13 protein-coding genes are annotated in these 18220 nt (G+C 67.0%); all 13 read left to right on the forward strand.

All coding sequences use genetic code 11. The features are described 5' to 3' along the window. The coding region (locus ACGLHR_RS44390) for a 2-oxo acid dehydrogenase subunit E2 (RefSeq protein ID WP_400102204.1) at window positions 1-779 on the forward strand (779 nt) is incomplete at its 5' end. Window positions 780-792: 13 nt separating this feature from the next. Beyond that, the gene (lpdA, locus tag ACGLHR_RS44395) at window positions 793-2562 is read left to right on the forward strand and encodes a dihydrolipoyl dehydrogenase (RefSeq protein ID WP_400102205.1); all 1770 of its coding nucleotides are present in this window, start codon (window positions 793-795) and stop codon (window positions 2560-2562) included. Window positions 2563-2665: 103 nt separating this feature from the next. Then, window positions 2666-4960 (forward strand): NADP-dependent malic enzyme, encoded by a 2295-nt coding sequence (locus tag ACGLHR_RS44400; RefSeq protein WP_400102206.1) that lies wholly within the window; start codon window positions 2666-2668, stop codon window positions 4958-4960. A gap of 51 nt (window positions 4961-5011) precedes the next feature. Next, window positions 5012-6364 carry a dicarboxylate/amino acid:cation symporter gene (locus ACGLHR_RS44405; protein WP_400102207.1) on the forward strand — a complete coding sequence of 451 codons (1353 nt, stop codon included), beginning with the start codon at window positions 5012-5014 and terminating at the stop codon, window positions 6362-6364. Window positions 6365-6377: 13 nt separating this feature from the next. After that, window positions 6378-7736, forward strand: a complete 1359-nt coding sequence (locus tag ACGLHR_RS44410; protein ID WP_400102208.1) for an NAD(P)/FAD-dependent oxidoreductase — start codon at window positions 6378-6380, stop codon at window positions 7734-7736. Between the two features lie 47 nt (window positions 7737-7783). Further along, window positions 7784-9475 carry a class I poly(R)-hydroxyalkanoic acid synthase gene (gene phaC / locus ACGLHR_RS44415; RefSeq protein WP_400102209.1) on the forward strand — a complete coding sequence of 564 codons (1692 nt, stop codon included), beginning with the start codon at window positions 7784-7786 and terminating at the stop codon, window positions 9473-9475. Between the two features lie 64 nt (window positions 9476-9539). Continuing rightward, window positions 9540-10715 carry an acetyl-CoA C-acetyltransferase gene (locus ACGLHR_RS44420; protein ID WP_400102210.1) on the forward strand — a complete coding sequence of 392 codons (1176 nt, stop codon included), beginning with the start codon at window positions 9540-9542 and terminating at the stop codon, window positions 10713-10715. Window positions 10716-10743: 28 nt separating this feature from the next. Beyond that, entirely contained in the window at window positions 10744-11490 is a 747-nt protein-coding gene (gene phbB / locus ACGLHR_RS44425; protein ID WP_400102211.1) for an acetoacetyl-CoA reductase, read from the forward strand. A gap of 98 nt (window positions 11491-11588) precedes the next feature. Then, window positions 11589-12248 carry a DUF6781 family protein gene (locus tag ACGLHR_RS44430; protein ID WP_400102212.1) on the forward strand — a complete coding sequence of 220 codons (660 nt, stop codon included), beginning with the start codon at window positions 11589-11591 and terminating at the stop codon, window positions 12246-12248. 124 nt (window positions 12249-12372) lie between these two features. Next, the gene (locus tag ACGLHR_RS44435) at window positions 12373-13776 is read left to right on the forward strand and encodes a cytochrome ubiquinol oxidase subunit I (RefSeq protein WP_400102213.1); all 1404 of its coding nucleotides are present in this window, start codon (window positions 12373-12375) and stop codon (window positions 13774-13776) included. Between the two features lie 5 nt (window positions 13777-13781). Continuing rightward, window positions 13782-14777, forward strand: a complete 996-nt coding sequence (locus tag ACGLHR_RS44440) for a cytochrome d ubiquinol oxidase subunit II (RefSeq protein ID WP_400102216.1) — start codon at window positions 13782-13784, stop codon at window positions 14775-14777. 196 nt (window positions 14778-14973) lie between these two features. Next, the gene (locus tag ACGLHR_RS44445) at window positions 14974-16749 is read left to right on the forward strand and encodes an ATP-binding protein (protein WP_400102214.1); all 1776 of its coding nucleotides are present in this window, start codon (window positions 14974-14976) and stop codon (window positions 16747-16749) included. Next, on the forward strand, window positions 16742-18100 hold the full coding sequence (locus tag ACGLHR_RS44450) for a sigma-54-dependent transcriptional regulator (RefSeq protein WP_400102215.1): 1359 nt from the start codon (window positions 16742-16744) through the stop codon (window positions 18098-18100). Before ACGLHR_RS44445 ends, ACGLHR_RS44450 begins: the two co-directional genes overlap by 8 nt. The last annotated feature ends 120 nt before the right edge of the window (window positions 18101-18220 follow it).

Raw genomic sequence — 18220 nt, forward strand, 5'->3', positions numbered from 1 at the left:
CGGCCGCCAAGGCCGCCCCGGCGCCCGCCGGCGGCGGCGCGGGCCTGGACCTGCTGCCATGGCCCAAGGTCGACTTCGCCAAGTTCGGCCCGGTCGAGCGCAAGGAACTGAGCCGCATCAAGAAGATCTCCGGCGCCAACCTGCACCGCAACTGGGTGGTGATTCCGCACGTCACCACGCACGACGAAGCGGATATCACCGACCTGGAGCCGTTCCGCGTGCAGATGAACAAGGAGCTGGAGAAGAGCGGCGTCAAGATCAGCATGCTGCCGTTCATGATGAAGGCGGCCGTGGCCACGCTCAAGAAATTCCCCGAGTTCAACGCAAGCCTGGACGGCGACACCCTGGTGCTCAAGCAGTACTACCACATCGGCTTCGCGGCCGACACGCCCAACGGCCTGATGGTGCCGGTGATCCGCGACGTCGACAAGAAGAGCATCCCCGACATCGCGCGGGAGATGGGCGAGCTGGCCAAGCTGGCGCGCGAGGGCAAGCTCAAGCCCGACCAGATGTCGGGCGGCACCTTCACGATCAGCTCGCTCGGCGGCATCGGCGGCATCAACTTCACCCCCATCATCAACGCGCCCGAGGTCGCGATCATGGGCGTATGCAAGAGCTTCTGGAAGCAGCACTCCAGCGATGGCAAGACCTGGGCTTCGCGCCTGACGCTGCCACTGTCGTTGTCATGGGACCACCGTGTCATCGACGGCGCCGCGGCGGCCCGTTTCAACGTCTATTTTGCCAACCTGCTCGCCGATCTGCGGCGTGTGCTGTTCTGAGGGGCGCGCTGCAATGACCCAACGTGTCGAAGTCAAAGTGCCGGATATCGGCGATTTCAAGGATGTCACGGTGATCGAGGTCATGGTCAAGCCCGGCGAGACCATCGCCGTGGATACCAGCCTGATCGCGGTCGAGTCCGACAAGGCCTCGATGGAGATCCCTTCCACCCACGCCGGCGTGGTCAAGGAGATCACCGTCAAGGTCAACGATAAAGTCAGCGAAGGATCGGTGATCCTGGTGGTGGAGGCTGCCGAGGCCGCTGCAACCGCTGCCGCACCCGCCGCGCCGGCGCCTGCGGCCCCATCGGCGCCGCCCAAGCCAGCGCCAGCCGGCGCGCCCGTTCCCAGCGCTGCCAGCTACACCGGCAAGGCGGACCTGGAATGCGAAATGCTGGTGCTGGGCGCCGGCCCGGGCGGCTATTCCGCCGCGTTCCGCAGCGCCGACCTGGGCATGAAGACCGTCCTGGTGGAGCGCTACGACACCCTTGGCGGAGTCTGCCTCAATGTGGGCTGCATCCCCTCCAAGGCGCTGCTGCACACCGCCTCGGTCATGGACGAAGTGGCGACACTGCCGGACCACGGCATCCGCTACGGTGCCCCCGAGATCGACCTGGACAAGCTGCGCGGCTTCAAGGACAGCGTCATCAAGAAACTCACGGGCGGCCTGGCCGGCATGGCCAAGGCGCGCAAGGTCGAGGTGGTGACCGGCGTGGGCAGCTTCCTTGATCCGCATCACCTGGAGGTGGTGGCGGCCGATGGCGGCAAGCGCGTGATCCGGTTCGCCAAGGCCATCATCGCGGCCGGCAGCCAGGCGGTGAAGCTGCCGTTCATGCCTGACGACGAGCGCGTGGTCGACTCCACCGGCGCGCTGCTGCTCAAATCCATCCCGAAGCGCATGCTGGTGGTGGGCGGCGGCATCATCGGCCTGGAAATGGCCACGGTCTACTCCACGCTGGGCACGCGCATCGACGTGGTGGAAATGCTCGATGGCCTGATGCAGGGCGCCGACCGCGACCTGGTGAAGGTCTGGGAAAAGAAGAACGCGCACCGCTTCGACCACGTCATGCTGAAGACCAAGACTGTTGGGGCCAAGGCCACCGCGGCCGGCATCGAAGTCAGCTTCGAGGGCAAGGAAGCACCGGCGCCGCAGGTCTACGACGTGGTGCTGGTGGCGGTGGGCCGCAGCCCCAACGGCAAGTCCATCGGCGCGGACAAAGCTGGCGTGGCCGTCACCGAGCGCGGCTTCATCGAGGTCGACAGGCAGATGCGGACCAACGTCGCGCATATCCATGCGATCGGCGACATTGTCGGCCAGCCGATGCTGGCGCACAAAGCGGTACATGAAGCGCATGTGGCCGCCGAGGCCGCGCACGGCGAGCCCGCCTTCTTCGACGCGCGGCAGATCCCGTCGGTTGCCTACACCGATCCCGAGGTGGCCTGGGCCGGCAAGACCGAAGACCAGTGCAAGGCCGAAGGCATCAAGTTCGGCAAGGCCGTGTTCCCGTGGGCCGCTTCGGGCCGGGCCATCGCCAACGGCCGCGACGAAGGCTTCACCAAGCTGCTCGTCGACGAAGCCACCCATCGCGTGATCGGCGGCGGCATCGTCGGCACGCATGCCGGCGACCTGATCAGCGAGATCTGCCTGGCCGTGGAGATGGGTTGCGAGCCCGCCGATATCGGCAAGACCATCCACCCGCACCCGACGCTGGGCGAATCCATCGGCATGGCCGCCGAGGTGTTCGAGGGCCATTGCACCGACTTGCCGCCTGTGAAGAAGAAATAAGCGAGAGGCGCACGGCGCGGCATTTGCGCCGTGCGCTACGCCCAAGAGATCACAAGAACGTCTATCGCCGATCTGGCGCCCTGACCGAGCCACAGAGACAACCATGACCGACAACCTTCGCGAAGCCGCACTCGACTACCACCGCTACCCCACACCCGGCAAGATCTCCGTGACGCCGACCAAGGCGATGGCCACGCAGCGCGACCTCGCCCTCGCCTACTCGCCGGGCGTCGCCGACGCCTGCATGGAGATCGTGCGGGATCCGGCCGAGGCGATGAACCTCACCTCGCGCGCCAACCTGGTCGCCGTGATCACCAACGGCACGGCGGTGCTGGGCCTGGGCAATATCGGCCCGCTGGCGGGCAAGCCGGTGATGGAGGGCAAGGGCTGCCTGTTCAAGAAGTTCGCCGGCATCGATGTATTCGACATCGAACTGGCGGAGGACGACCCGGATGCGCTGATCGATACCATCGCCCGCATGGAGCCGACCTTCGGCGGCATCAACCTGGAGGACATCAAGGCGCCCGAGTGCTTCTACATCGAGAAGAAGCTGCGCGAGCGCATGAAGATCCCGGTCTTCCATGACGACCAGCACGGCACCGCCATCGTGGCCGCCGCGGCCATCCTCAATGCCCTCAAGCACGTCGGCAAGGATATCTCGGAGGTCAAGCTGGTGGCTTCCGGCGCGGGCGCGGCGGCGCTGGCCTGCCTGGACCTGATCGTCAGCCTGGGCCTGCCGCTCGGCAATGTGTTCGTCTCCGACAGCAACGGCGTGGTCTACCTCGGCCGCAAGGAGGCGATGGACCCGAACAAGGCGCGCTATGCGCAGGACACTTCCGCGCGCACGCTGTCCGACATCATCGGCGGCGCGGATATCTTCCTCGGGCTGTCGGCAGGCGGCGTGCTCAAGCCAGAGATGGTCAAGGTCATGGCGCGCGACCCGATCATCCTGGCCATGGCCAACCCCACGCCGGAGATCGCGCCGGAGGATGCGCTGGCGGTGCGCCCCGATGCGATCCTGGGCACCGGGCGCTCGGACTACCCGAACCAGGTCAACAACGTCCTGTGCTTCCCGTTTATCTTCCGCGGTGCGCTGGACGTGGGCGCCACCACCATCAACGAAGAAATGAAGCTGGCGGCCGTGCGGGCCATCGCCGAACTGGCGCACGCGGAAATCCCCGAAGTGGTCGCCCAGGCGTACGGCGCGGTGGGCCTGCGCTTCGGCGCCGAGTACCTGATTCCCAAGCCGTTCGACCCGCGGCTGATCGAAGCCGTGGCGCCCGCCGTGGCCCAGGCGGCCATGGACAGCGGCGTGGCGACGCGCCCCATCGCGGACATGGAGGCGTATCGCCAGCGCCTTGGCCAGTTCGTCTACCAGTCGCGCAGCGCCATGGGGCCGGTGTTTGCCGCCGCCAAGCGCGCGCCCAAGCGGGTGATCTACGCGGAGGGCGAGATTGAGCGCGTGCTGCGCGCCGCGCAGGTGGTCATCGATGAGGGCATCGCGCGCCCGTTGCTGGTGGGCCGCCCCGACGTGATCGTGCAGCGCATTGCGCAGTTCGGGCTGCGCCTGCAGCCCGGCGTGGACTGCGAAACCGTGGATCCGCTGGAGCCCGCCATCTACGGCGACGCGGCCGAGGCCTACTACCAGCTTAGCTCCCGCGACGGCGTCTCGCGCGCGCTGGCGCAGGCCGAGGTGCGCAGCCGCGGTACGCTGCTGGGCGCCATGCTGGTGCGCCAAGGCCGGGCCGATGCCATGCTGTGCGGCACCGTGGGCCGCTTCCAGGACCATCTTGGCTATGTGCGGGACACCATCGGGCTCAAGGCCGGCAGCGACACGCTCGCGGTCATGCAGATGCTGATGCTGCCCGGCCGCCAGCTGTTTATCTGCGACACCCACGTCAACCTCGACCCGACGGCACAGCAGATCGCCAACATCACCCTGCTGGCGGCCGAAGCGGTCCGGCGCTTTGGCATCACGCCCAGCGTGGCGCTGCTCTCCCACTCCAACTTCGGCGGCTCCACCGCGCCCGCCGCGGTGAAGATGCGCGAAGCGCTGGCACTGGTGAAGGCGCGCGAACCCTCACTGGCCGTCGAAGGCGAGATGCGGGGCGATGCGGCGTTGTCCAAGCACATCCTGGAGCACGAGTTCCCCGAATCCTGCCTGCCCACGGAAGCCAACGTGCTGGTGATGCCAAACGTGGATGCCGCCAACATCTCCTACAACCTGATGCGCATCGCCGCGGGCGGCGGCATCACGGTGGGCGGCATCCTGCTTGGCGCCGCGCGCCCGGTGCACATCCTGACTTCCTCGTCCACGGTACGCCGCATTGTCAACATGAGCGCCGTGGCAACGGTCGACGCCAACGCCCAGCGCACCTCGGCCTGGGCGCTCGATTGACCTGCCCTCCCCCGGGCGCCGGCGACAAGTAAAACCACAAAGGAGACACCCATGGACAACCACAGTCACCCCAAGCCGTTCTACAGATCCCTGTACTTCCAGGTCATCACCGCGATCGTCATCGGCGTGATCCTGGGGCACTTCTATCCGCAGGCCGGCGCGGCGATGAAACCGTTGGGAGACGGCTTCATCAAGCTGATCAAGATGATCATCGCGCCGATCATCTTCTGCACCGTGGTGGTGGGCATCGCCGGCATGGAGGACATGAAGAAGGTCGGCAAGACCGGCGGGCTGGCGCTGCTGTACTTCGAGGTGGTGAGCGGCATTGCGCTGGTCGTCGGCCTGGTGATCATCAATATCGTCAAGCCCGGGGCGGGCATGAATGTCGACGTGAGCACGCTCGATACCAAGAGCATCGCCGCCTACACCGAGCCCGGCAAGATGCAGGGCACGGTGGATTTCCTGCTGCATGTGATCCCCAATACCGTGGTGGACGCCTTTGCCAAGGGCGAGATCCTGCAGGTGCTGCTGTTTGCCGTGATGTTTGGCTTCGCGCTGCATAGGTTCGGCGGACGCGGCACGCTGGTCTTCGACTTCATCGAGAAGTTCTCGCATGTGCTGTTCACCATCGTCGGCTACATCATGAAGGTGGCCCCCATCGGCGCGTTCGGGGCCATGGCGTTCACCATCGGGAAATACGGCGTGGGCTCGCTGCTGCAGCTTGGCCAGCTGATGGCCACGTTCTATGCGACCTGCCTGTTTTTCATCTTTGTCGTGCTCGGCGGCATCGCGCGCGCGCATGGCTTCTCGATCTGGAAGTTCATCAAGTACATCAAGGAGGAACTGCTGATCGTGCTGGGCACGTCGTCGTCGGAATCGGTGCTGCCGCGGATGATGGCCAAGCTGGAAAACCTGGGTGCGCGCAAGTCCGTCGTCGGGCTGGTGATCCCCACCGGCTACTCGTTCAACCTGGATGGCACGTCGATCTACCTGACCATGGCGGCAGTATTCATCGCCCAGGCTACCAACACCGACATGAGCCTGACGCAGCAGCTCACGCTGCTGGCCGTGCTGCTGCTGACCTCCAAGGGCGCGGCGGGCGTGACCGGCAGCGGCTTCATCGTGCTGGCGGCCACGCTGTCGGCGGTGGGGCATGTGCCGGTGGCTGGCCTGGCCCTGATCCTGGGCATCGACCGCTTCATGTCGGAGGCGCGCGCCCTGACCAACCTCATCGGCAACGGCGTGGCCACCGTGGTGGTCGCGAAATGGACCGGCGACCTGGATGTCGCGCGGATGCACCGCCGGCTGGACAACGAATCGGATGCCGAGGCCGACGAGCCGGAAGCGGTGCTGGATCCGCTGGTCGCCCGCATGCCGGCCTCCGGCACCACGCTGACCCGGTAAACGGCAGGCCACGATGAAACCCTCCACCTATCGTCCCGATGCCTCCCTGAAGGCACCGCATCGCATCGTCATCGTCGGCGGCGGTGCGGGCGGGCTTGAGCTAGCCACCCGGCTCGGCGACACCCTCGGCCGGCGCGGGCAAGCCGAAGTCACGCTCATCGAGAAGACCCGCACCCACGTGTGGAAGCCCAAGCTGCACGAGATCGCCGCCGGCAGCATGGACATGAGCGCCCACGAGGTGGGCTATCTCGCGCAATCGCACTGGCACCACTTCCGCTACCGCGTCGGCGAAATGGTAGGCCTGGACCGCGAGCGCCGGGAGGTGCTGGTGGCTCCTTATGTGGACGACGAAGGCACCCAGATCACGCCGCTGCGCACCTTTGGCTACGACACCCTGGTCATCGCGGTGGGCAGCCAGAGCAATGACTTCGGCACGCCGGGCATGTACGAGCACGCCATGCGGCTGGAGTCCGCCGCGGACGCGCTGCGCTTTCACTCGCGCATGGTCAATGCCTGCATCCGCGCGCACGCGCAGACCGCGCCCCTGCTGGCCCAGCAGTTGCACGTGGCCATCATCGGCGCCGGCGCCACCGGCGTGGAGCTGGCGGCCGAGCTGCACCGCACCACCCGCGAGGTGGTGGCCTTCGGCCTGGACCGTGTCGACGCCGACAAGGACATCCGGGTCACGCTGATCGAAGCCGCGCCGCGCGTGCTGCCGGCATTGCCCCCGCGCCTGTCCAGCGCCACGGAGGACCTGCTGCGCAAGCTCGGCGTGGAAGTGCTCACCGACGCCAAGGTGGCCGAGGTGCTGCCCGGTGGCGTGCAGCTGGGCGATGGCCGGCTGCTGCCGGCGGAGCTGGTGGTATGGGCGGCGGGCGTGAAGGCGCCCGACTTCCTCAAGGATCTTGCCGGCCTTGAAACCAACCGGATCAACCAGCTGGTGGTGCACCCCACGCTGCAGACCAGCCGCGACGAGAATATCTTCGCGATTGGCGATTGCGCCGCGTGCGCGTGGCCCGAGGCCAACCAGGGCAAGGGCGGCTTTGTGCCGCCGCGCGCCCAGGCCGCGCACCAGCAGGCTTCGCACATGGTCAGGCAGGTCCGCGCCCGCATGGCGGGCAAGGCGCTGGCCAACTATCGCTACCGCGATTTCGGCTCGCTGGTGTCGCTGGGCGAGTTCAGCACCGTGGGCAACATGATGGGCGGCCTGATCGGCGGCAGCCTGATGGTGGAGGGATTGTTCGCCCGGATGATGTACCTGTCGCTCTACAAGATGCACGAACTGGCATTGCATGGCTTTGCCAAGGTCGCGCTCGACACGCTGGCGCGCTCCATCGTCCGGCGCACCGAGCCGCATGTGAAGCTGCACTGAGCGCCGTGGCGCCGTCCCGCACACGCAATCGCACTCTTCCGGACCCCATGACCAATCCCACACCCGATCCCTCCCGCTGGATTGCCGAGCTCTTCAGCGCGCAACAGACCATGCTGCGCGCGTTCGGCGCCGCTCCCGGCCAGGCGCCGCAAGACGCCGACGCCACGCCCGCGCCGGTCTCCATGCTGGCGGCGGCGCGCGCGCTCGCCGCCTGGCCGGACCAGGCCCTCAGGCAAATGAGCGCGCTGTGGCCGGCGGGCGAGCCCGCCGGCACCCCGGACCGCCGCTTTGCCGCGCAGGCCTGGCGCGACGACCCGCGCTTTGCCCTGGCGGTACGCCACTACCAGAGCTATGCGACGCTGCTGCAAGGCGCGATTGAGCAAGCACCCGCCGACGCGCAGGCCAAGGCGCAGTGGCAGTTCGCCCTGCGCCAGGTGCTGGACGCGCTCAGCCCGGCCAATTGCCTGGCCACCAACCCCGAGGCGCTGCAGCTGGCGGTGGACTCCGGCGGCGCCAGCCTGGTGGAGGGCATGCGCCTGTTCCTGCAGGACCTGGCCAAGGGCCGCGTCTCGATGACCGATGAGCAGAGCTTCGAGGTTGGCCGCAACGTGGCCACCACGCCGGGCGACGTGGTGTATGAGAACGAGCTGATGCAGCTCATCCAGTACGCACCGGGCGCGGGCAAGGTCCATCAGCGCCCGTTGTTGATCGTGCCGCCCTGCATCAACAAGTTCTATATCCTCGACCTGCAGCCCGAGAACTCATTCGTCGCCCATGCGGTCGCGCAAGGGCATACGGTCTTCCTGATGTCATGGCGCAACGTGGCGCAAGCGCAGGGGCACCTGACATGGGACGACTACCTTGAACAGGGCGTGCTGCGCGCCATCGATGTAGCGCAGGAGATCAGCGGCGCCGACCGCGTCAACACGCTGGGCTTCTGCGTGGGCGGCACGCTGCTGGCCTGCGCGCTGGCGGTGGCCGCCGCACGGGGCCAGGACAGGGTTGCCAGCGTCACGCTGCTCACCACGATGCTGGACTTCGTTGATACCGGCGAGATCGGCCTGCTCGTCAACGACGCCATGGTCGCGATGCGGGAGGCCACGATCGGCCGCGGCGGGCTGCTGCGCGGCCGCGAGCTGGCCCATGTGTTCGCCGCGCTGCGCGCCAACGACCTGATCTGGCCCTATGCGGTCAACAGCTACCTGAAAGGAAGCGCGCCGCCGGCGTTCGACCTGCTGTCCTGGAACTGCGACGACACCAACCTGCCGGGGCCGATGTACTGCTGGTACCTGCGCAACGCCTACCTGGAGAACCGCCTGCGCGTGCCGGGCGGCACCGTGCAGTGCGGGGAGCCGGTGGATTTTGCCCGGGTCCAGGTGCCCGCTTTCCTCTATGCCTCGCAAGACGACCACATCGTGCCGTGGGGCAGCGCCTATGCCACCACGCGCCTGTTGGGCGGCCCGACGACCTTCGTGCTGGGCGCCAGCGGCCACATCGCCGGCGTGATCAACCCGCCAGCCAAAGGCAAGCGCCACCACTGGACCGGCCCGCTCCAGGGCGAACCGCAACGCTGGCTTGACGGCGCCGAACGCGTCGAAGGCAGCTGGTGGCCGGCCTGGACCAGCTGGCTCGCAGAACACGCCGGCCCGCGCACCGCCCCGCGGCGCTCGCCTGGCAGCACCGCCTACCCCGTGATCGAGCCCGCACCCGGGCGCTACGTCAAGGCGAAGGCCAGCTAGCTATCCGCAGGCTGGCCTGCCAATCCCCTATCCACCCTACCCCCGATTCACCCAGGAGAGTCACATGGAAGATGTTGTTATCGTCGCCGCAGCCAGAACCGCCGTCGGCAAGTTCGGCGGCTCGCTGGCCAAGGTGCCGGCCCCCGAACTGGGCGCCACGGTCATCAAGGCCTTGCTCGAGCGCAGCGGCCTGAAGCCGGAAATGGTCGACGAGGTGCTGCTGGGCCAGGTGCTGACCGCGGGCAGCGGGCAAAATCCCGCGCGCCAGGCCGCCCTCAAGGCAGGCTTGCCCAACACCGTGCCCGCCATGACCATCGGCAAGGTCTGCGGCTCCGGCCTGAAGGCCGTGCACCTGGCGGCCCAGGCCATCAAGTGCGGCGATGCGGATATCGTCATCGCCGGCGGCCAGGAGAACATGAGCGCATCGCCGCACGTGCTGGCGGGATCGCGCGACGGCCAGCGCATGGGCGACTGGAAGCTGACCGACACGATGATCGTCGACGGCCTGTGGGATGCCTTCAACCAGTACCACATGGGCACCACCGCCGAGAACGTCGCCAAGGCATACAACATCTCGCGCGAGCAGCAGGACGCGTTCGCGGCCGCATCGCAGCAAAAGGCCGAACTGGCGCAGAAAGCCGGCCGCTTCAAGGACGAGATCGTGCCGGTCTCGATCGTCTCGAAGAAAGGCACCGTGGTCTTCGATACCGACGAGTTCATCAAGCACGGCACCACGGCCGATGCGCTGGCGGGGCTGCGGCCGGCCTTCGACAAAGCCGGCTCCGTCACCGCCGGCAATGCCTCCGGCCTGAACGACGGCGCTGCGGCGGTCCTGATGATGTCGGCAAGCAAGGCGCGCGAACTGGGGCTCAAGCCCCTGGCCCGGATCGCCTCCTATGCCTCGGCCGGGCTCGACCCGACCATCATGGGCATGGGCCCGGTCCCGGCCTCGCAGCGTTGCCTGCAAAAGGCGGGCTGGAGCATCAACGACCTGGACCTGATGGAGATCAACGAGGCCTTCGCCGCCCAGGCGTGCGCGGTCAATCAGGAGATGGACTGGGACGCCAGCAAGATCAACGTCAATGGCGGCGCCATCGCCATCGGGCATCCCATCGGCGCATCCGGCTGCCGCATCCTGGTCACCCTGCTCCATGAGATGGCCCGGCGCGACGCCAGGCGTGGCCTGGCGTCGCTATGCATTGGCGGCGGCATGGGCGTGGCGCTGGCCGTCGAGCGCTAAGACAGCATTCATTCCACAAGGAGAAACGATGAGCAAGCAACGCGTAGTACTGGTCACGGGCGGCATGGGCGGCCTGGGTGAAACCATTTCCACCAAGATGGCCGATGCCGGCTACCGGGTAGCGGTCACCTATTCGCCGGGCAACACCACCCATGGCGAATGGGTCCGGCAGATGAAGGCGCGCGGCTACGACATCCTCGCCGTGCCCTGCGACGTGGCGGACATCGATTCGTGCGCGAAGGCGGTGGCGGCCGTGATGGAAGTCGCCGGCCCGGTCGACGTGCTGGTCAACAACGCCGGCATCACGCGCGACATGACCTTCAAGAAGATGGACAAGGTGAACTGGGACACGGTGCTGCGCACCAACCTGGACAGCCTGTTCAACATGACCAAGCAGGTCGCCGACGGCATGGTGGAGCGCGGCTGGGGCCGCATCGTCAATGTGTCGTCGGTCAACGGCTCGAAGGGCGCGTTCGGCCAGACCAACTACTCGGCAGCCAAGGCCGGCGTGCACGGCTTCACCAAGGCGCTGGCTCTGGAAGTCGCCAGGAAAGGCGTCACGGTAAACACCATCTCGCCCGGCTACATCGGCACCAAGATGGTCACCGCCATTCCCGAGGAGATCCTGAACACCAAGATCCTGCCGCAGATCCCGGTAGGCCGGCTGGGCAAGCCGGAGGAAGTGGCGGGCCTGATCATCTACCTGGCCTCCGAGGAAGCTGCCTTCGTGACCGGCGCCAACATCGCCATCAACGGCGGCCAGCATATGCAGTGACGTTTGGCGGTGGCGGCCGGCGCACGGCCACCACGCGGCCACCGCACGGCCACCGCACGGCAGCAGAACAACTACGCAAGGCAGCAACCGGAGACCACATGAAATCCATGGGCATCGATCGCGACGCGCTGATTCAGCAGTTCACGCAAGCGTCGGAGAAGCAAGGCGAATCCCTGCAGCAGGCTGTCCAGCAGGCGACGCTCAAGGCATTGCAAAGCCGGGAACTGACACTCAAGAGCATCAAGGACACGCTGAAGATGGTCACCCAGGCGGCCTCCGCCGGGGCGGCCAGCAGCGGGCTCGCGGGAGCAGGGCTTGAGCCGATGCTGTCGCAGGTGGCGCAGGGCATGGACGCCGCGCTGGTGCAGGCGGTGGAGGCAAATCGTCGGGCGTTGCAGCAGATCGTCGACCAGGGCACGCAATTGCGCGAAACGCACCTCAAGAAGGCCGTGGCCGACATCGAGAAGATGGAGGACGCGCTGTTCAGCACGGTGGCCAAATCCATCGGCGAGTTGCCGCAGGGCGTGCAAGGGCCCTGGTCGACGGTGCTGGACGGCATGAAGGTGAAGGGCACGGCCACCGGGGCCAGCGCGACGGCGGTGGTCGAGCAGCTGGCCACCCAGGCGCGCGAGCTCACGCGCGAGGGACGGGCCTTTGCGCAAAGCAGCACCGAGGCCTGGCTCGAGCACTACGCCACGCTGGTCAGCGGCGTGCTGATCGGCATGTCGAATGGCTTGGCCGGGGAAGGCAAGCGCTGATCTCGTTCCAGCCGCACCTCGGCCCGGCAATCTACGTTGCCGCCCCTCTCCCGCAAGCGGGAGAGGGGCGCAAACCAGCCGCCCCGCGGCGCCCATCCATAACCCACGGCGGAGGCCCGGACAGATGGATCCCATCCTGCTGGCGCGCATGCAGTTCGCTGCCAACATCACCTTCCATATCCTGTTCCCGACCATCAGCATCGGCCTGGGATGGTTGCTGCTGTTCTTCCGCTGGCGCTACCTGGCGGCCGACTCGCCACAGGTCCGCCATGCATGGCTGAATGCCTACCGGTTCTGGACCAAGGTGTTCGCGCTGACATTCGCGCTTGGCGTGGTCAGCGGCATCACCATGAGCTTCCAGTTCGGCACCAACTGGCCAGGCTTCATGGAAACGGTCGGCAATATTGCCGGGCCCCTGCTCGCCTATGAGGTCCTGACCGCGTTCTTTCTCGAAGCCGGCTTTCTCGGCGTGATGCTGTTCGGGCACGGCAAGGTGAGCGAACGGGTGCACCTGATGTCGACCTTCTTCGTCGCCTTCGGCACCACGCTCAGCGCCTTCTGGATCCTGGCGCTGAACTCCTGGATGCAGACACCCCAGGGCTACGAGATCATCAACGGCGAGTTCCACGTGCAGAGCTGGGTGGCCGTCGTCCTCAACCCCTCCTTTCCCTACCGCTTCTGCCACATGCTGCTGGCCTCCGCGCTGACCTGCGCCTTCCTGCTCGCGGGGCTGAGCGCGTGGCAGCTGCTCAAAGGCACGGCGCAGCTGTCCGCGCCCAAGGTGCTGCGGGTCGGACTGACCCTTGCCGCGGCCGCGATCCCGCTGCAGATCGTGATCGGCGACATGCACGGCCTGAACACGCTCGAGCACCAGCCGCAGAAGATTGCCGCCATGGAGGGCGTATGGGAGACGGAGCGCGGCGCGCCCTTGCTGCTCTTCGCCATTCCCGACGCAAGCGCGCGCACCAATCGCGCGGCCATCGGCATCCCGGATCTCGCCAGCCTGATCCTGACCCACCGCCCCGACGGCGAGATCCGCGGGCTGAACACGTTCGGCGATGTGCATCCGCCGGTCCTACCGCTGTTCTTCGCCTTTCGCGTGATGGTGGGCATGGGCGTGCTGATGCTGGCGGCCAGCTGGCTGGGCTGGTGGTGGTACCGCCGCGCCGGCTGGCAGCCGCAGCGGCTGCCGCGCGCGCTGCTGTGGGGACTCGCGGGCATGACCTTCTCCGGCTGGATCGCCACGGTGGCTGGCTGGTACGTCACCGAGATCGGGCGCCAGCCTTTCATCGTCTACGGCCTGGTACGCACCGCCGATGTGGCCTCCAACGTGCCGGCGCCCCATATCGCCCTCACGCTGGCGCTGTTCGTGACGGTGTACCTCGCGCTGATCATCGCCTATGTCAGCGTGTTGAAGTACCTGGCGGAGAAGCCGGAGGCGCCGCTCGGGGACGAGCCCGCCGGACAAATCGCCACTGCGCCCGGCACCATCGCCACGCACGCCTTGCCGATCGGGAGCCAACCATGACCTGGATGCGTTTTGACGATGCCCTGCCCGTGATCTTCATGGCGCTGATGGGCGTCGCCATGCTGGTCTACGTGATCAGCGACGGCTATGACCTGGGCGTCGGCATGCTGATGCACCGGGCCACCCCGGCCGAGAAAGACGTCATGGTGGCGTCGATCGGCCCGTTCTGGGACGCCAACGAGACCTGGCTGGTGCTCGGCATCGGCATCCTCCTCGTGGCTTTCCCTAAGGCGCACGGTTTGATATTGACCGAGCTCTACCTGCCTGTCACGCTGATGCTGGTAGGGCTGATCCTGCGTGGCGTGGCGTTCGACTTCCGGGTGAAGGTGAAGAGCGCGCACAAGCCGATGTGGGACAGGCTCTTCTTCGCCGGCTCGACAATCGCGTCGGTCTCGCAAGGGTGGATGCTGGGACGTTACATCAGTGGCTTCGGTACCGGTTGGAACTATCCCCTGTTCGCTGCGGCCATCGCCGTGGCATTGCCGATGGCTTATGTGCTGCTCGGCGCGTGCTGGCTCGTCATGAAGACCGAGGGCGAACTCCAGCAGCGCGCGGTGCAGTGGGCCAGGATCGCGTGGGCGCCGATGGTATGCGGGCTGGTCCTGATCTCGGTGGCCACGCCCTGGATCAGCGTGGCGGTGCGCGAGCGCTGGTTCGTGCTACCGCAGATCGTCGCCCTGCTCTCCATCCCGCTGGTGACCGGCGTCGCGCTGCTTGCCGTACGCCTGCTGCTCAATACCCGCCTGGTGCGCGGGCCGGTGAGCTGGCTGCCTTTCGTGCTGCTGATCGGGGTCTTTGTGCTCAGCTTCCTCGTGCTGGCCTACAGCATCTTTCCGTTTATCGTGATCCACCGCCTGACGATCTGGCAGGCCGCTAGCAGCCCGGAGGCCTTGAAGGTGATCCTGGTGGGCGTGTGCATCTCGGTGCCGGCCATCGCCGGCTACACGGTGTTCTCGTACCGCGTATTCCGCGGCAAGACCGGCGAGCTCCGCTATGCCTAGCTGGCCCCCGCGCATGCTGCGCCGCGACACGATGCAAGCCCCCGCCGCCGGTTGCGCGGGTCTTGCGCAGCCGTGCCCCGGGAGTACACTGCATCCACTTGACCTGTGCCAGGACGAGCACGGGTCTCGCTTCCATCACTGGTATCCGGACGACAAGTCCTGCGACTTTGAGGACTGCGGAGAAAGGGCTCGCGACATGAAACTCGGCCGTATGCGCATGGGGATCTGGTGCGGTATGGCATTGGCGGCGATCGCACTGGCCACCTGGCTCGCCTATGCCATGGCGTTGCGCGCCGGGCTCGACCAGCTGCGCGTTGCCGCCCAGCATCGCCTCGATGTCGTGTCCGCGCGGCTGGACGGCGAGCTGTCCCGGTTCGACTACCTGCCATCGTTGCTCGAATCCACCACGGAAGTCTTCGAACTGCTCGGCCGGCCCGATGACGTGGCGCTCAAGCAGCAGGTCAGCCGCTACCTGCACGGCATCACCGCGACAGCCGGCGCCGACAACCTGTATGTCACCCAGCGCTCCGGCATGACCCTGGCTGCCGCCGACTGGGACCAGCCGGGCACGCCGATGGGGGCCGACCTTTCCTTCCGGCCGTATATGCGCGACGCGCTCGAACACGGCCGGGGCCGCTTCTACGGCGTGGGGTTTACCTCCGGCCGGCCCGGCTACTACCTCGCCTACGCACTGCAGCAAGGCGGCGCGCAGCGCGGCGTGGCCACGGTCAAGGTCAACCTCGACGCCGTGGAGCGCAACTGGGTGCAGATCCCTGGCAAGGTGCTCGTGGTCGACGCTCGCGATGTGGTCATCCTGGCCTCGCTGGCGCCCTGGCGGCTGCGCCCGCTGGCGCCGCTGACGGAAGCGATGCTGGCCGAGGCCGGACGGGCCCGCACCTATGGCAAGTCCGACCTGATGCCACTGGACTGGCAGGTTCGCGCCAGGCTGGACGCGCACACCACGCGCGTGCGCCTGGATGGCGTGGATTACCTGGCCTCGGAGCGCACGGTCAACCACGGCCTCTGGCGCATCATGCTGCTGGATGACGAACTGCCCGCGCGCAACCTGGCCCGCAACGCAGCCATCGGCGCCCTGCTGGCCTGCATGGTGGTACTGCTGCTGGTGCTGGTGATTGCACTGCGCCTGCGTGCCGGGCAACAACAAGCCGCGGCGCAACGCGCGCTGCGCGCCGCGCACGATGGCCTGGAGGCCAAGGTGCTGGAGCGCACGGCTGAGCTGCGCGCGCTGCAGAGCGACCTGGTCCATGCCGGCAAGCTGGCCGCGCTCGGGCAGATGTCCGCCGGCGTGGTGCACGAGCTCAACCAGCCGCTGGCGGCCATGCGCACGCTGTCGGACAACGCCGAGGTACTGCTGGAAAAGGGCAGGCTCAAGGATGTGGCGGGCAATCTCCAGCGCATCGCCAAGCTGATCGACCGCCTTGGCCGGCTGACGCAGCAACTCAAGGTCTTTGCGTTCAAGTCCCGGGACGCGGTGCGGCCGGTCCTGATCCGCCAGGCGGTGCAGGACGCGCTGCTCCTCGTCAGCACCCGGATGCGGGAGCGCGATATCACGGTCAGTGTAGCGATCGACCCGGTTGACATCAGCGTCCTGGCTGACGAGATCCGCGTGGAGCAGGTACTGGTCAACCTGCTGGGCAATGCCGCCGATGCCTTGTCGGGCGCCCCCATCCGGGAGCTGGACATCCACGCGGCCCGGCATGACCAGCAATGCATCCTCACCATCCGCGACTCGGGCCCCGGCATCCATCCCGATGTGCTGCCACGGCTGTTCGACCCGTTCATTACAACCAAGCCGGCGGGCAAGGGCCTGGGCCTTGGCCTGATGATCTCGGCGCATATCGTGCGCGAGTTCGGCGGCCGCCTGTACGCCCGCAACCTGGCGCCCGCCGGTGCCGAGTTCGTGGTCGAGCTGCCGCTGGCCCCGTCGCTAGAGAGGCAAACCAATGACTGACACCCACCCCATCCGCGTGGTTTTTGTCGAGGACGAGGAGGATGTGCTGGTCGGCAGCTCGCAGGCCCTCGAGCTGGCGGGATTCGCCGTGGACGGCTTTGCCTCGGTGGAGCAGGCGCGCAGCAGCATCGGCATCGGCGTGCCGGTGGTGGTGGTCTGCGATGTCAAGTTGCCGGGCATGAACGGCGTGGCCTGGCTGAACGAGATCCGGCACATCGACCCCGACCTGCCCGTGATCCTGATGACCGGCCACGGCGACATCTCCATGGCGGTGCAGGCCATGCGCGAGGGCGCGTACGACTTCATCGAGAAGCCGTGTTCCTCCGAGCGGCTGGTCTCCGTGGTCAGGCGCGCCGCAGACCGGCGCAAGCTCGGCCTGGAAGTGCTGGGCCTGCGCGAGCAACTGGAAAGCTGGCACGGGATCCAGGCCTGCCTGATCGGCCGCTCCGCGCAGATGGAACGGGTGCGCCGCGCGGTGCGCGCGCTGGCGGATGCGCCGGCGGACGTAGTGATCTATGGCGAGACGGGTACGGGCAAGGACCTGGTGGCGCGCTGCCTGCACGACCACAGCGCGCGCCGCACCGGCAACTTCGTGCCGCTGAACTGCGGCGGCCTGCCCGAAGCCCTGGCCGAGAGCGAGCTGTTCGGGCATGAGGTGGGCTCTTTCACGGGCGCCACGCGGCGGCGCTGCGGCAAGTTCGAACATGCGCAGGGCGGCACCCTGTTCCTCGACGAAATCGAGAGCATGCCGATGTCGGTGCAGGTCAAGTTCCTGCGCGCGCTGCAGGAGCGCTCCATCGAGCGGGTGGGATCGAACGAATCCATCGCGGTGGATTGCCGGGTGATTGCCGCCAGCAAGGAAGACCTGAAACTGCTCAGCGAGCAAAAAAAGTTCCGTGCCGATTTGTACTACCGCATTGGCGTGGCCTTTATCGACCTGCCGCCACTGCGCGAGCGCCGCGAAGATATCCCGCTGCTGTTCGAACATCTCATCCTGCAGGCCGCCACCCGCTTCAACCGGCCGGCGCCTGTGCTCGGGAACGCGCAGTTCGAGCTGCTGCTGTCCCATTCCTGGCCCGGCAATGTGCGGGAGCTGCGCAACGTGGCCGACCGCTTCGTGCTCGGGCTGCTGTCCGATGATTTCGAGCTGCACCGCAGCCACGCCGAGCACGGCAACAGCCTGCCGGAACAGCTTGAGCAGTTTGAACGGGTCGTTGTGATGGAGGAGCTCAAGCGCAACAACTGCGATGTGGCGGCAACCGCGCGGGCGCTCTCCATCCCCAAGCAAACGCTGTACTCCAAGCTGCGCCGCCTGCAGATCGCCTATGACAAGGTGCAGGCCGAGGAGTGACCCAGGCTTGACCCTCTATCCCCCCCGATAGCGCGGGGGACACCCCCAATCCACCCAAGTTAAGCAGCGCAAAGAAGGCCGCGATTGATCAACGCAAGGTCTTGACACGTGAGGAGATTT

Source organism: Cupriavidus sp. CuC1, from assembly GCF_044627735.1.
Classification (GTDB): domain Bacteria; phylum Pseudomonadota; class Gammaproteobacteria; order Burkholderiales; family Burkholderiaceae; genus Cupriavidus; species Cupriavidus ulmosensis.